Below are 14,515 nucleotides of genomic sequence, written 5' to 3' on the forward strand. Positions count from 1 at the left end.
CCGGTCAGGCGAAACTGGCGTCTCGCGTGTTGACGAATAGCGCATAGATCGAATGGCTGCCGGCCATGAACAGGCGGTTGCCTTCGCGGCCGCCAAAGCACAGGTTGGGGCAACGCTCCGGCAACGAGATGTGCCCGATCGCCTTGCCCTGCGGGTTGAATACGCGCACGCCATCGAGCTTTTCCAGGTCAGCCTTGGGGTCGCCATTCCCACCCCAGCCACACCAGAGGTTGCCGCTCTCGTCGCACTTGATACCGTCCAGCGCGGCGTAATCCAGGCCTTCGATGTGTTTGCGGCGTGCGCCGAGGGTGCCGTCGGCGTTGACGTCGATCGCCCAGATCAGCCGGTTGGGCTTGGCCCGCCCCTCCACCACGTACAGGGTCTTTTCATCCGGCGAAAAGCACAGCCCGTTCGGCCCATTGAGGTCCTCGATCACCCGTGTGACCTTGCCGCTTTCGCCGTCGATACGATAGACCCCATGGGGCTGGGTGGGTGTGATCTTGTGCCCTTCGTAGTTGTTGCCGGTCTGGAATGGCGGGTCGCTGAACCACACCGAGCCATCGCGCTTGCACACGATATCGTTGGGTGAGTTGAAAGGTTTGCCGTCATAACTGTCCGCCAGCACGGTAATGCTGCCGTTGTGCTCGGTGCGGGTGATACGCCGCCCCTCGCGGGAGGTGGTCGAGCCTTCGCACACCAGCAGCCGGCCCTGGCGATCCCGGCACATGCCGTTGGAGAAGTTGGCATTGTCGCGGTACACCGACAGGCTATCGGTCACTTCGTCCCAGCGCACGATGCGGTTGTTGGGAATATCGCTGAGCAGCAGGTAGCGGCCATCGCCGATCCAAACGGGCCCCTCGGCCCAGCGCAAACCGCTGGCAAGCCGTTCGACGCTGGCGTTGAACAGGCGCAACTCGAGGAAACTGTCGTCGAGCACCTTGATCAGTGGGTCGGGGTAACGCTGGCTCAACGGCTCCGCCGCTTGCGCTAACTCGGGCAGATTGCCCAACACAGCCACCGACGCCGAAACCGCCAGGGAGCGCTTGAGAAATACGCGGCGGCTGTGGTCGGTGCGGGCAGGCAAAGGGGGAAAATCCATGGGTATCTCCGTTATTTTATTGTTAGACGGGACACTAGTTTTAACCTGTGATGAGACATCGTACAAGATAGAAAACCTCGCCAACCCTCCACAACCCAAGCCAATGCGCAAATTGTCTAAATTTTACTTTCCAAAAGCCCTGCGACTATTGCAATGTTGTACGACAACATGACTAGCGACATGTTGCCCGTACACCTCCCCACAACAATAAGGAAACACCCATGCAAAACGTCAAAGTGCTGATCGGTTTTCTCTGCCTGTTCAGCGGGTACGTGGCCGCTGCCCCTGCCGCCGACAAAGACGTCGCCCAAGCGGTCGACCACCTGACCCAGGCCATGCTGCATAAAGACCTCAAGCAGCTCCAGAGCCTGACCGCCGAGAACCTCACCTACGGCCACTCCAGCGGCAAGATCCAGAACAAGCAGGAGTTCATCGCCGATATCGAGACCGGTCGCAGTGGCTTCAAGACCCTGGAAATGCAGAAGCAGACCATCACCTTGAGCGGCGATACCGCCCTGGTGCGCAACCACTTCTCGGCCCTGGCGGTGAACAGCGGTAAGGAAGTGCCGACCGAAATCGAGAACTTCCAGATCTGGCAGAAGCAAAAAGGCCACTGGCTGCTGATCGGTCGCCAGGCGTTTAAATTCTGATGGCTAGCGGTGAGCCATCGGGCTCACCACTGCACCACCTTGCGCACCTTCACCAACGCCTCGCGCAGCGTCGGCATGTCCACCGAACCCAAGGCCAGGCGCAATGCATGGGGCACGTGGACCGAAACGGCGAAGGGCTCGGCGGTGGAGACGGAAATGCCGTCGCGCTGCAAGGTCATGGCCACTTGATCGGCGCGGGCCTCTTCCGCCAGGGGCAACCACAGGAAATACGATGACGGGTGGCTGGTGTAGGCCACCCCCTTCAGTACCTGCGCCGCCAAGGCTTGCCGCGCCCGCGCATCCTCGCGCTTTTGTGCTTCAAGTTGCGCCACCGTGCCATCCTCGAGCCAGGCAACCGCAATCGCACTCATCACCCCCGGCACGTTCCAAGTGGTAGCCATGATGGTGCGCTCCAGTGCCTTCACCCAATCCAGAGGGGCGGCGATAAACCCCACGCGCAGGCCGGTCGCGACACTTTTCGACAACCCGCCCACGTAGACCGTGCGCTCCGGCGCCAACCTCGCCAAGGGCAGCGGCACGTCCTCGGCGAGGAACGCGTAGGCCGCGTCCTCGATGATCATCAGGTTGTACTGACGGGCAATCGCCACCAACTGCTCGCGCTGCGCCAGGCTCATCACCCAGCCCAACGGGTTATGCAGGGTCGGCATGCTGTAAACCGCGCGCACCGGGCGTTTGCGACACAAACCTTGCAGGTGGTCCAGGTCCGGGCCGTGGGCCGTGACCGGGATGGCGACGATCTCCAGGTGCAGGGTCTCGGCCAGTACTTTGAACCCCGAATACGTCAAGGCGTCGACAGCGATCACATCACCGGGCTTGAGCAAGGCCATCATCGTCACGGCCAACCCGTGCTGGGCACCGCTGACCACCAACACCTGTTCGGCCTCGACCGTCAGCCCTCGGTTCAACAGATGCCGCGCGACGGCGGCGCGCTCATGCAGGCGACCGGCGTGGGGCTGGTAACGCAGCAGCGCTTCGAGGTCGCCGGACAGCGCCAACTGGCGCAATGCGGTGCGCAGCAAGTCGGCCTGGCCCGGCAAGGACGGGTAGTTGAAATTCAGATCGAGCATGCCCGCCGCTACGTTCATCTGCCCGCTGCCCTGCCCCGGCGGCAGCGCGATTTCGCGCACAAAGGTGCCCCGGCCGGTCTCGCCACTGACCAGGCCCATGGCCTCCAGCTCGGCATATACCCGGCTGGCGGTGACCAGCGCCAGGCCATGCTCGGCGGCCAGTTGGCGGTGGGTCGGCAGCCGCGTGCCGGGTGGCATGCTGCCCGAGCGAATGGCCTCGGCGAAGCGATCGACCAACGACTTGTAACGCGCGCGCGGCATAAGCGATGTATCCATGACAATTTTTTGATTGTCTTTATCTTCGACCCTAGGATGCCTCCCACGCAACTCATCCTTTTCGGACGCCTCTCATGGAACGTACATCCCCCCTGCGCACCCTGGATGCCAGCACCCAAGGCTGGATCAACGGTTTTATCGGCGTGGTGATCTTCAGCGGCTCGTTGCCGGCCACGCGCCTGGCGGTGATGGAATTCGACCCGGTGTTCCTGACCATGATCCGCGCCGCCATCGCCGCTCTATTGGGGCTGGCCTTGCTGTGGCTGTTCAAGGAGAAACGCCCCGCGCGCCATCAATGGAGGCCCCTGGTCATCGTCGCCCTCGGCGTGGTCATCGGCTTTCCCCTGCTCACTGCGCTGGCGCTGCAATACGTCACCTCCGCGCACTCCATCGTCTTCATCGGCCTGCTGCCGCTGGCGACCGCGGTGTTTGGCGTACTGCGCGGCGGCGAGCGCCCGCGCCCGGTGTTCTGGCTGTTTTCGATCCTCGGCAGTGTGCTGGTGATGGGTTACGCCTTTGCCCAAGGCTTGAGCGCCGCACCTGCGGGTGATGTGCTGATGCTGTTGGCGGTGCTGGTGTGCGGCCTGGGGTATGCCGAAGGCGCCACATTGTCGCGCAGCCTGGGCGGCTGGCAGGTGATCTGCTGGGCGCTGGTGGTGTCGTTGCCGGTGGTGGTGCCGTTGAGCCTGGTCATGGCGCCGCCTGGCTTCAGCGGCATCAGCCTGCCGGCCTGGCTGAGCCTGGGCTATGTGTCGCTGTTCAGCATGTTGATCGGCTTCGTGTTCTGGTATCGCGGCTTGGCCCAGGGCGGCATTGCCGCGGTCGGCCAGTTGCAGCTGTTGCAACCGTTCTTCGGCCTGGCGCTGGCCGCGGGCGTGCTGCATGAACAGGTCAGCCTGGGCATGCTGCTGGTGACGGTCGCGGTGATCGGCTGCGTAGCCGGGGCCAAGCGGTTCGCGCGCTAACGCTGCGGCGCGACCATCTTGAACTTGATGTTGATATCGTCGGACACCACGCTGTTCCCGGCCCACTCACCTTCGCCGATCTTGAAGTCGCCGCGCTTGAGAATGAACTCCCCGTCGAACACACCGATGCCATCCAGCTCCTTGAGCACCACGCTGAGCAGCACCGGACGCGTGGTGCCCTTGATCGTCAGGTTGCCACTGATTTTGAAGCGGTTATCGCCCAGGGCCGTGATACCGGTGGACTCATACACGCCCACCGGATAGGCCGCGGTATCGAACCACGAGACCCGTTGCAGCTCGTTGTTCGCATCGGCGCTGCCGGCATCGATACTCGCCAGTTGGATCTTGAGCAAGGCATGTCCGGTCTCGGGCTTTTGCGTGTCAAAGCTCAGCGTGCCTTCAAAGTCGCCGAAGGTGCCATACACCCGCTGCCCCAACTGCGTATAGGTAAAACTGATCTGGCTGGCGGTGCGGTTGACGTCCGTGTACTCCGCCGCCTGGACACAGCCGATAAATCCAAGGACAACGGCCAACGACAGCATTCGACGCTTCATGCCACGCTCCGCAAAAAAATGGATGTATTCCCATCAGGTGCATGTCCTGCTAAACAGAATAGTCACCCACAACAATAAGGACGCCGCATGCACGCCCCTTCGCTACAGGACACCACCGCGCCGGAAGGCATCTGCTACGGCTGCGGCGGCAGTAACCCCCATGGCTTGCACATCAAGAGCCGCTGGGATGCCGATGGTGTCCATGTCGTCGCCGAACATCACCCCGAGGCAAAATACAGCGGCTGGCCCGACCTGGTCTACGGCGGCTTGATCGCCATGTTGGTGGACTGCCATTCCAACTGGACCGCCATGGCTTACCACTACCGCGCCGAACAGCGCGAACCCGGCAGCCTGCCGCGCATCGACTGCGTCACCGGCAACCTGGGCATCAAATTTATCAAGCCCACGCCGATGGGCGTGCCCCTTATCCTGCGCGCTCGGGTCGAGGGTGAGGTGGGGCGCAAAAGCCGTGTGGTCTGCGAGGTGTACGCCGGCGAGGTGCTCACGGCCATCGGTGATTCGCTGTTCGTGCGCGTCGATACACGCCAACTGGCCGCCGCCGCCCATGGCCGTGACAGCTGATCCTGGTCTACATTGACTGGCACCGCTAATCGAGGACCGAACCGATGACTCGTCTCACCGCGAAAGACTTTGCCCCCGAATTGCTGGAACTCTACGACGGCTATGCGCACGGCAAGATCAACCGCCGCGAATTTCTCGACCGCGCCGCGCTGTTCACCTTGGGCGGCCTCACCGCCTCGGCCCTGCTGGCCGCCCTGAGCCCCAACTATGCCCTGGCCGAACAGGTGAAATTCACCGACCCGGACATCGTCGCCGACTACATCACCTACCCCTCGCCCAAGGGCAACGGCACGGTGCGTGGCTACCTGGTGCGCCCGGCCAAGGCCGCCGGCAAGCTGCCAGCGGTGGTGGTGGTCCACGAAAACCGTGGCCTCAATCCCTACATCGAAGACGTCGCCCGACGCCTGGCCAAAGCCGGGTTTATCGCCCTCGCGCCAGACGGCCTGACCTCGGTGGGCGGCTATCCCGGCAACGATGAAAAAGGCGTGGAACTGCAACAGAAAGTTGACCCGACCAAGCTGATGAACGACTTCTTCGCCGCCATCGAATGGCTGATGCACCACGACAGCAGCACCGGCAAGGTCGGCATCACCGGCTTCTGCTATGGCGGCGGCGTGGCCAATGCCGCAGCGGTGGCCTACCCGGAGCTGGGCGCGGCGGTGTCGTTCTACGGCCGCCAACCGGAAGCCAAGGATGTGCCGCGCATCAAGGCGCCGATCATGCTGCATTACGGCGAGCTGGATACGCGGATCAACGAGGGTTGGCCGGCGTATGAAAAGGCCCTGAAGGCCGCCGGCACCACCTATGAAGCGTATATCTACAAGGGCGCCAACCATGGTTTCCATAACGATTCGACACCGCGTTATGACGAGGCAGCGGCGAATCTGGCGTGGGAAAGGACGCTGGGCTGGTTCCGTAAATACCTGGCCTGATCGCAATCCAAATGTGGGAGGGGGCTTGCCCCCGATGGGGTTGGGTCAGTCATAAGTATGGTGACTGACACACCGCAATCGGGGGCAAGCCCCCTCCCACATTGGAGCATCACCACATTCCAGTTCAGTGTTCCAAGGCATACCGGCGGCAATGGTTGAGATAGCCCTGCTCATCGCTACCCACCCACTCGGTACATCTATCAGGGCGCCAACTGGGCTGGTTCCACGGATACCTGGCCTGATCGCAATCCAAATGTGGGAGGGGGCTTGCCCCCGATGAGGCTGGGTCAGTCACAAGTATGGTGACTGACACACCGCAATCGGGGGCAAGCCCCCTCCCACATTGGAGCATCACCACATTCCGGATCAGTGTTCCAAGGCATACCGGCGGCAATGGTTGAGGTAGCCCTGCTCATCGCTACCCACCCACTCGGTACATCTACCAGGGCGCCAACTGGGCTGGTTCCACCGATACCTGGCCTGATCGCAATCCAAATGTGGGAGGGGGCTTGCCCCCGATGAGGCTGGGTCAGTCACAAGTATGGTGACTGACACACCGCAATCGGGGGCAAGCCCCCTCCCACATTGGAGCATCACCACATTCCGGATCAGTGTTCCAAGGCATACCGGCGGCAATGGTTGAGATAGCCCTGCTCATGACTGCCCACCAACTGCACCACACTGGTCCATAACCAGGACGGCGCATCCAGCTGTCTGGAGCGGTTTTGCTGCAACACCGCCATCCAGTCCTTGCGCGTCGCCCGGTCCATCTGCCGGGCATGGGCGATACCGACCACGCGCGCCAGGTAGCCGGCGGCGTGCATGGCATCGAGTTCACTCAGTTCATCCAGTTCCAGCTTCATGTCCTGGGGCAGCAGTTCGCGGATGAAGAAGCCATGATCCAGAAACCGTGTCGCCACCATGCGTTCACCCAAGCCCGGCGACAGTTGGCGCGCGCCCTCCACCACCCGGCGGCCGTTATCCCTGGGCATCTTCGCCCGCGCCGCGCGTGGTGCAGCGGCGCCGACGGCTTCCTTGATGTCGATCAGGCAGTATTCCTCATCGTCCTTGTCGCCCACCCCCAGCAATACGGCATAGCGCAACAGGCCCAGGGAACTGCAGCCCTTGACCCAATACGCCGAATCCAGCAGTTCGACCTTGGCGTCCTTGGGGCGGCCCTTGAGGGAAGTGACCAACTGATGGATTTCATCCGACGCGCAGACACTTTCCAGCGCATTTTTTTCCGCCCGCGACAGCGACCAGAAATGCTTGCCCAACGGGATGGTCGGTCGCACGTTGTCGATACGCTCGCGGGCCAGGCTTTTCCAGGTGCGCTCCACAGCGCTGCGCATTCCCGCCTTGACCTGGGACGGACGCGGCGGTGCCTCATCGGGCTTGTCCTTGAACGCCTGTTCGTAGCCCACCATCATTTCTTCGAGCATACGCGCGGTGGTCACCCCCGGCAGGTCCGAGCCGCGCGCGGCGGTGGCCAGGGACAGCGCCAGGCGCACCAGGTCGTGGGCCGGGTTGCCGATCACGGCCTGGTCAAGGTCGCGGATATGCATATCGATGCGCCCTTTGTTGTCACCGGTAGGCCCCAGGTTGCCGGCGTGGCAGTCGCCACAGATCCAGATCGCCGGGCCTTGAGGCAGGCGCCTGCCCATCTGGCTGTGCAGCCATTCGTAGAATTGCACGGTACTGCCGCGCACATACGCGTGGGCGGAGCGTGCCATCTTCAGGTTTCGCAGTTGGATCAGGTGGGGCATACGGGCGGAGGGACGCGGGATTTTCATTGATTAACTCAGTGCAGGTGTAGCGGTAGAACGCCGGCCCCGAGCAAATGTTTCATTATGTTTCAAAAATTAACTCAGACACGCCCACCCTCCTCCAGCAACCACGCCTTGAACGCCAGCATCGCCGAGGTCTCGGCCCGTGACTGCAAGCGCGTCAACCAATAGCTGCCGGTGCTGATGCCGACGTCGAACGGCTGGCGAATCACATCACTCTCCAGTTGCCGCGAGAACATCAGCGCCGGTGCCAGCGCCACGCCGATGCCTTGCAGCGCCGCTTCCATCATGGCCAGCGACGAGTCGAACACAATACTGCGCGGCACCAGCGTATCGGCGGGCAACCCGGCAGCCTGGAACCACAGGTTCCACTCATCGGCGCGGTAGGAGCGCAGCAACGTGTGCTTCAGCAGGTCGGCTGGCGCGTGCAATTGCTCGGCAAGCGTGGGCACACACAGTACGCTCAGCGGTGCTTCGAGCAACTGGCAAGCGTCGGTGCCGTGCCAGGCCCCGGCGCCGAAGCGGATCGCGTAATCGAGACCTTCGGCGGCCACGTCGACACGGTTGTTGTGGGTGGACAGGCGCAGGTCGATGAACGGGTAGCGGCTCTGGAAGTCCGGCAGGCGTGGCAACAGCCAGCCCACGGCGAAGGTGCCGACCGCTCCCACCGTGAGCACCTCACGGTAATGCCCGCCTTCGAACTGGCCCAAGGTATGGGCAATGCGGTCGAACGACTCGCGTACCACCGGCAGCAGGGTTTCGCCTTCGCGGGTCAGCATCAGGCCGCGCGGCAGGCGCTTGAACAGGGCGACATTGAGCTGCGCCTCCAGGCTTTTCACCTGATGGCTGACCGCCGCCTGGGTCACGCACAACTCGATGGCCGCGCGGGTAAAGCTCAAATGCCGGGCAGAGGCCTCGAAGGCACGCAAGGCGTTGAGGGGCAAATGGGAACGGAGCATGTTGACCCCAGATTTTCTAATGGCTGGTGCGAGATATCATCGTTTGCTCGTGACCGGCGAACTGCCTACATTGGCCTCGCCCGCGCAGGCTCTTCATTCAATCGATCATTCTCATGGAAGCCTTATCATGCCCCAACATTTATTGTCTGGCGTGCGTAATTTCACGGCCCTCGCGGTCTTTATCGCCGCCGGCAACTGCCTGGCCGCCACCGACCTGCAGGCGGTGGTGGATGCCAACGTCAAACCGCTGATGCAGCAGCAGTCGATTCCAGGCCTGGTAGTGGGTGTGGTGCGGGACGGCAAGGCGCAATACTTTAACTACGGCGTCGCAGCCACCGACACCCGCCAGCCGGTCAGCGAAAATACCTTGTTCGAAGTCGGCTCGGTGAGCAAAACCTTCACCGCCACCCTGGCCGGTTACGCCGTCGCCACCGGCGCACTCACGCTTTCAGACCCGGCCAGCCACTACCTGCCGGCACTGGGCGGCGGCCCGTTCGACCACATCAGCGTGCTCAACCTCGGCACCTACACCGCTGGCGGCTTGCCCCTGCAATTCCCCGCCAAGGCGGATAACAGCCAGCACATGATCAGCTACTTCCAGCACTGGAAACCCGACTTCGCCCCCGGCACCCAGCGCCTGTATTCCAACCCGAGCCTGGGGCTGTTCGGCTACCTGGCGGCGCAGAGCCTGAAGCAGCCGTTCGATCAGGCGATGGAGAAAACCCTGTTGCCCGCACTCGGGCTCAAGCACACCTTCGTCAAGGTGCCCCAGAGCCAGATGAGCCTGTACGCCCAAGGCTATGGCAAAGACGGCAAACCCGTGCGCGTCGGTCCCGGCGCCATGGACAGCGAAGCCTACGGCATCAAGACCAGCGCTGCGGACCTGCTGAAGTACGTTGACGTGAACATGCACCCGGCGAACCTGGATAAAACCCTGCAGCAGGCGATTACCGTCACTCACACGGGTTACTACAGCGTTGACGGCATGACCCAGGGCCTCGGCTGGGAAATGTACCCCTACCCGATCCAGCTCGATGCGTTGATTGCCGGCAACTCCACCCCCATGGCAATGGAGCCGCACAAGGTCAACTGGCTGACCCCACCACAAGCGCCCCGCGCCGACACCCTGGTGAACAAGACCGGCTCCACCAATGGGTTTGGCGCCTATGTGGCGTATGTGCCGAGCAAGGGCGTGGGCGTGGTGATATTGGCGAACAAGAACTACCCGAACGCCGAACGGGTAAAAGTTGCCCATGCAATCTTGAGTGGGATGGACCAATAGAGCCGGACGCAAAACCAATATGGGAGGGGCAAGCCCCAATGCCAGTCAGTTAAGGCACTTTGTAGGAGCGAGCTTGCTCGCGAAAAACGCCCAGGCAACGCGTTCATTCTCGATAAACGTGGTGGCCCTGAGTTCTTCGCGAGCAAGAACTAGGCGTCCCCCTCGCTCCTACAGTGAATCACCTGTGGAGTCGCGTTACATCCCCAGCCAGTGCGGCAAGGCCAGCGAGATGAACGGCAAGTACGTGACCATGATCAGGAACACCAACAGGATCATCAGCCACGGCAACGCCGCGCGGATGGTCTGCCCCAGCGTCAAGCCGGTCACCGCCGAGGTCACGAACAGGTTCAGCCCAACGGGTGGGTGCACCAGGCCGATTTCCATGTTGACCACCATCACGATGCCCAGGTGAATCGGATCGATGCCCAGCTTCATGGCGATCGGGAAGAAGATCGGCGCCAGGATCAGCACGATGGCCGAAGGCTCCATGAAGCTGCCGGCGATCAGCAGCACCACATTGACCATGATCAAAAAGCCAATCGGCGTAAGGCCCTCGGACAGCACCCACGCCGTGATTTCCTGGGGGATCTGCTCGGTGGTCAGTACGTGGGCAAAGAGCATGGCGTTGGCGATGATAAACATCAGCATGATCGCCAGGCGCCCGGACTCCAGCAGCACCTTGGGGCAGTCGCGCAGCTTCATGTCCTTGTAGACGAACAACGCCACGAACGCCGAATACACCGCCGCTACCGCCGCTGCTTCGGTGGGCGTGAACATGCCGCTGTAGATGCCACCGAGGATGATCACCAGCAACAGCAGGCCCCAGAACGCCCGGCGCGCGCAGCTCAGCCATTCGCGCAAGGTCGCACGTGGCTGGGCCGGCAGCTTCTTGATGCGCGCGACGATGTAGATCGCGACCATCAGCATCAGGCCCAGCAGCAGCCCGGGGATCACCCCGGCCATGAACAGCTTGCCCACTGAGGTTTCCGTGGCCGCCGAGTACACCACCATCACGATCGACGGCGGTATCAGGATGCCCAGGGTGCCGGCGTTGCAGATGATCCCGGCGCCGAATTCCTTCGGGTAACCCGAACGCACCATGCCTGCCACTGCAATCGAACCCACCGCCGCCACCGTCGCCGGGGATGAGCCGGACAGCGCCGCAAACAGCATGCACGCCAGTACCGCCGCAATCGCCAGGCCGCCACGGATATGCCCGACACAGGCGTTGGCAAAATCGATCAGCCGCTGTGCCACGCCGCCGGTGGTCATGAATGCACCGGACAACAGGAAGAATGGAATCGCCAGGAAGGTGTAGGCGTCGGAGGTCTCGAACAGCTTGATCGCCAGGGAGCTGACCGAGTCCGGGCTGAACATCAGGATCGATACCGCCCCCGACAAACCCAGCGCAATGGCAATCGGCACGCCCAGGAACATGAACACGAACAGCAGCAGGAACAGACAGAGCACGGCCATCAGTGACGCTCCTCATGGCTGCCGGCCAACTTACTGGCCTCACCGGCCTCATCGGCCAACCCCAACCCCACCTGACGGCGGGTAAAGATGCGGTAGAAAATTTCCAGGTAGCGGATAAACACCAGGGCAAAACCGATGGGCACGATGACCACGATGTCACCCACGTCGATGCCGAACTGGTCGAGGTCTTCGGCGCCGATATGCGCCGTCATTACCGCGCTGACCCACTTGTAGCTGGCGACCATGAACAGCCCGGCGTAGGCCAGGCAGCAGAGGCACGCGAGCATGCCGAGCACGCGCTGCACCGGGCGCGGGGTCAGCTTGACCAGCGCATCCACGCCGAGATGGCCAGCGGTGCGCACGCCGTAGGAAATACCGAAAAAGATCAGCCAGCCGAACATGGCCTTGGTCAGCGCCACGCTCCAGGTCATGTCCTGGGCCCAGGTCATGGTGGCGTCGCCCAGGGCACTGAAGACGTTGCTGCTGAAGGCCCACTTGTCGGCCAGGGCAAAGAACAGCGTGTAGATGTTGTTGAGCATGACGTAGACGAATGTCACCAGGGTCATGGCGGCCAACAGGAAGGCAATAACGCCTTCCTCCAGGTGCTCCCAGACGCGCCTTAGCGTTTGCATGGCAAAACCTCGCGAAAACAAATGAGATGTCAGGGTGGAAACCGGATCGAAATGTGGGAGGGGCGGTGCGAGGATTCGACTTGTCCCCGATGGCGGTGGGTCAGATATAGATAAGGTAACCGTCACACCGCTATCGGGGGCAAGCCCCCTCCCACAGGGGATCTCGGTACGCCCTGGCATTACTGGTTGGAGGCATCCGCCGCCTTGATCAGATCAGCCCCGATCTCCCCTTCGAACTTCTGCCACACCGGGCGCATGGCTTCGCGCCACAGCTGGCGTTGCGCGGGGGTCAGCTCGATGATTTCGCTGGTCTTGGCGTCGATGATCTTCTGCTTGGCCGACTGGTTCAGCGCTTCGGCCTGTTTGTTCACCTCGACAGTGACCTCGACCATGATCTGCTCCAGGGTGCTGCGAATATCCGGTGGCAGGCCGTTCCAGAACTTGGCGTTGGTGATGACCATGTAGTCGATCAAGCCATGGTTGGACTCGGTGAAGTACTTCTGCACTTCGTTGACCTTCTGGCTTTCATAGTTGGACCAGGTGTTCTCGGTACCGTTGACGGTGCCGGTCTGCAGGCCCTGGTACACCTCGGCAAAGCTCATCTTGCGCGGGTTGGCGCGGATCGCCTTGAACTGCTCTTCCAGCACGCTGGAAGCCTGCACGCGGAACTTCAGGCCACGGGCATCCTTGGGTTCATGCAGGGCCTTGTTGGCCGAAAGCTGCTTGAGGCCGTTGTGCCAATAGGCCAGGCCGAGGATGTTCTTGTCCTGCATCGAAGTCAGCAGTTGCTTGCCCTGGGCGGCCTGGAAGCGGTCGACGGCGGCCAGGTCGTTGAACAGGAACGGCAGGTCATAGATCTGCACTTGCTTGGTGTATTGCTCGAACTTGGCCAGGGACGGCGCCAGCATCTGCACGTCGCCCAGCAGCAGCGCTTCCATTTCCTTGCCGTCACCGAACAGCGACGAGTTGGGGTACACCTCGACCTTGACCTTGCCCGGCAAGCGTTCTTCGGCGAGCTTCTTGAACAGCAAAGCGCCCTGGCCCTTGGGGGTGTTTTCAGCGACCACGTGGGCGAACTTGATCACGATCGGGTCGGCCGCCTGGGCCAGGCCCGCGGCAAACAAGGTGGCGGCGCAGAACAGCGCCCGAGAAAGCTTGAGCATGGAAAATCACCTTCTTATTGTTGTGTTGTAGGGCAAGGTGCCTGATATGACGCGTGTAGTGAATTTCGAATTTTTGATACCTGCGTTCGGCCATGCCGAACACCAATCCCAAGAAAAAATGGAGAACCCCTGTGGGAGGGGGCTTGCCCCCGATGGCGGTGTGTCAGCTTGCACACTTGTCTCGGACCTACCGCTATCGGGGGCAAGTCGAATCGTCGCACCGCCCCTCCCACATTTGATTCGGTTTCGTCAGCTATAACTGTGCAAGCAACCGTTGCGCACGCAACAGCACCGGCGCATCCACCATCTGCCCATCAATCTGGTAAGTCCCTGCCCCATGGGCCCCGGCATCCACCACCCGTTGCGCCCAGGCCAGGTCTTCGGCGCTCGGCGCCATGGCGGCATGGATCACCGCCACCTGTCTGGGGTGGATACACAAGGCCCCGGCAAAGCCCATTTCATAGGCATGCCGGATCGAGCGGCGCAGGCCCTCGGGGTCGTCGATGGCCGGGTGGACACCGTCCAGCGGCGCGACCAGGCCCGCGGCGCGGGAGTGCACGATCAGCGCCAGGCGGGCCTGGTCGAGGGCGAACTGCGCGGCCGGGGTATGGCTGCTCAGGTTGAGGTCCAACGCCAGGTCCAGGCCGCCGAATGACAAGCGCTGCACCTGCGGCGCATGGGCGATCTCGGCCACGGCCAGCAGGCCCTTGGCACTTTCGATAATCGGCCAGATCCCTTTGCCCGTGGCGGCTACCACCGCCACCTGGGCCGCGCTTTCCACCTTCGGCAGCAGCACGCCGGCAACGTTTGCATGGGCCTTGCAAAACGCCACATCGGCAACGTGCTCGGCGTGCTCGGGCGCGTTGATACGTACCCACACCTGGGCCTCTGGATGTGCCTGCAAAAACACCCCAAGGTTATCCCGCGCCTGACGCTTGAGCGGTTCTTCCACCGCGTCTTCAAAATCTACAATCACCGCGTCGGCACCACTGGCCAACGCTTTGGAAAACCGCTCCGGGCGGCTGCCGGGCACAAACAGGGCCGAACGAGCTAGAGACTTGGGCATCATG

Annotated in this window: 14 protein-coding genes; 5 read left to right on the forward strand and 9 right to left on the reverse strand. The window is 62.2% G+C overall.

The annotated features are described in order from the left end of the window. Positions 1 to 4 precede the first annotated feature (4 nt). On the reverse strand, positions 5 to 1,099 hold the full coding sequence (locus tag A7317_RS15915) for an SMP-30/gluconolactonase/LRE family protein (RefSeq protein WP_069076289.1): 1,095 nt from the start codon (positions 1,097 to 1,099) through the stop codon (positions 5 to 7). 221 nt (positions 1,100 to 1,320) lie between these two features. Here A7317_RS15915 and A7317_RS15920 point away from each other — a divergent pair, with 221 nt between their 5' ends. Then, entirely contained in the window at positions 1,321 to 1,749 is a 429-nt protein-coding gene (locus A7317_RS15920) for a nuclear transport factor 2 family protein (RefSeq protein WP_024075865.1), read from the forward strand. Positions 1,750 to 1,772: 23 nt separating this feature from the next. On the opposite strand, the gene A7317_RS15925 is transcribed toward A7317_RS15920, so the two are convergent. Continuing rightward, positions 1,773 to 3,098 (reverse strand): PLP-dependent aminotransferase family protein, encoded by a 1,326-nt coding sequence (locus A7317_RS15925; protein ID WP_069076290.1) that lies wholly within the window; start codon positions 3,096 to 3,098, stop codon positions 1,773 to 1,775. Positions 3,099 to 3,187: 89 nt separating this feature from the next. Here A7317_RS15925 and A7317_RS15930 point away from each other — a divergent pair, with 89 nt between their 5' ends. Then, positions 3,188 to 4,078, forward strand: a complete 891-nt coding sequence (locus tag A7317_RS15930; RefSeq protein WP_069076291.1) for a DMT family transporter — start codon at positions 3,188 to 3,190, stop codon at positions 4,076 to 4,078. Here A7317_RS15930 and A7317_RS15935 read toward each other — a convergent pair. After that, positions 4,075 to 4,632: a YceI family protein gene (locus A7317_RS15935; RefSeq protein WP_041160956.1), complete on the reverse strand. Its 558-nt coding sequence runs from the start codon at positions 4,630 to 4,632 to the stop codon at positions 4,075 to 4,077. The two genes, A7317_RS15930 and A7317_RS15935, sit on opposite strands and share 4 nt — an antisense overlap. Before the next feature lie 87 nt (positions 4,633 to 4,719). Between A7317_RS15935 and A7317_RS15940 the strand changes: the two genes are divergently transcribed. After that, on the forward strand, positions 4,720 to 5,214 hold the full coding sequence (locus A7317_RS15940) for a PaaI family thioesterase (protein ID WP_024075869.1): 495 nt from the start codon (positions 4,720 to 4,722) through the stop codon (positions 5,212 to 5,214). Between the two features lie 44 nt (positions 5,215 to 5,258). Continuing rightward, entirely contained in the window at positions 5,259 to 6,146 is an 888-nt protein-coding gene (yghX, locus tag A7317_RS15945) for a YghX family hydrolase (RefSeq protein ID WP_024075870.1), read from the forward strand. A gap of 608 nt (positions 6,147 to 6,754) precedes the next feature. On the opposite strand, the gene A7317_RS15950 is transcribed toward yghX, so the two are convergent. Together A7317_RS15950 and A7317_RS15955 are read right to left on the reverse strand one after the other, a co-directional pair. Continuing rightward, a complete protein-coding gene (locus A7317_RS15950; RefSeq protein ID WP_069076292.1) occupies positions 6,755 to 7,939 on the reverse strand; it encodes a DUF2252 family protein in 1,185 nt (394 codons plus the stop codon). 74 nt (positions 7,940 to 8,013) lie between these two features. Continuing rightward, positions 8,014 to 8,892 (reverse strand): LysR family transcriptional regulator, encoded by an 879-nt coding sequence (locus A7317_RS15955; protein ID WP_024075872.1) that lies wholly within the window; start codon positions 8,890 to 8,892, stop codon positions 8,014 to 8,016. Between the two features lie 127 nt (positions 8,893 to 9,019). Here A7317_RS15955 and ampC point away from each other — a divergent pair, with 127 nt between their 5' ends. Further along, positions 9,020 to 10,174, forward strand: coding sequence for a class C beta-lactamase (gene ampC / locus A7317_RS15960; protein WP_069076293.1), 1,155 nt, complete (start codon positions 9,020 to 9,022; stop codon positions 10,172 to 10,174). A 195-nt stretch (positions 10,175 to 10,369) separates the two neighbouring features. On the opposite strand, the gene dctM is transcribed toward ampC, so the two are convergent. The 4 genes from dctM to A7317_RS15980 all read right to left on the reverse strand — a co-directional run bounded on the left by dctM (position 10,370) and on the right by A7317_RS15980 (position 14,511). Further along, positions 10,370 to 11,650: a C4-dicarboxylate TRAP transporter large permease protein DctM gene (gene dctM, locus A7317_RS15965; protein WP_024075874.1), complete on the reverse strand. Its 1,281-nt coding sequence runs from the start codon at positions 11,648 to 11,650 to the stop codon at positions 10,370 to 10,372. Continuing rightward, positions 11,650 to 12,282 (reverse strand): TRAP transporter small permease, encoded by a 633-nt coding sequence (locus A7317_RS15970; protein WP_069076294.1) that lies wholly within the window; start codon positions 12,280 to 12,282, stop codon positions 11,650 to 11,652. The genes dctM and A7317_RS15970 overlap by 1 nt, the downstream gene beginning before the upstream one ends. 179 nt (positions 12,283 to 12,461) lie before the next feature. After that, positions 12,462 to 13,445: a TRAP transporter substrate-binding protein gene (locus tag A7317_RS15975; RefSeq protein WP_069076295.1), complete on the reverse strand. Its 984-nt coding sequence runs from the start codon at positions 13,443 to 13,445 to the stop codon at positions 12,462 to 12,464. Positions 13,446 to 13,698: 253 nt separating this feature from the next. Next, positions 13,699 to 14,511, reverse strand: coding sequence for an HpcH/HpaI aldolase/citrate lyase family protein (locus A7317_RS15980; protein WP_069076296.1), 813 nt, complete (start codon positions 14,509 to 14,511; stop codon positions 13,699 to 13,701). Positions 14,512 to 14,515 lie beyond the last annotated feature (4 nt).

This window comes from Pseudomonas fluorescens (assembly GCF_001708445.1).
In the GTDB taxonomy this organism is placed as follows: Bacteria; Pseudomonadota; Gammaproteobacteria; order Pseudomonadales; family Pseudomonadaceae; genus Aquipseudomonas; species Aquipseudomonas gorinensis.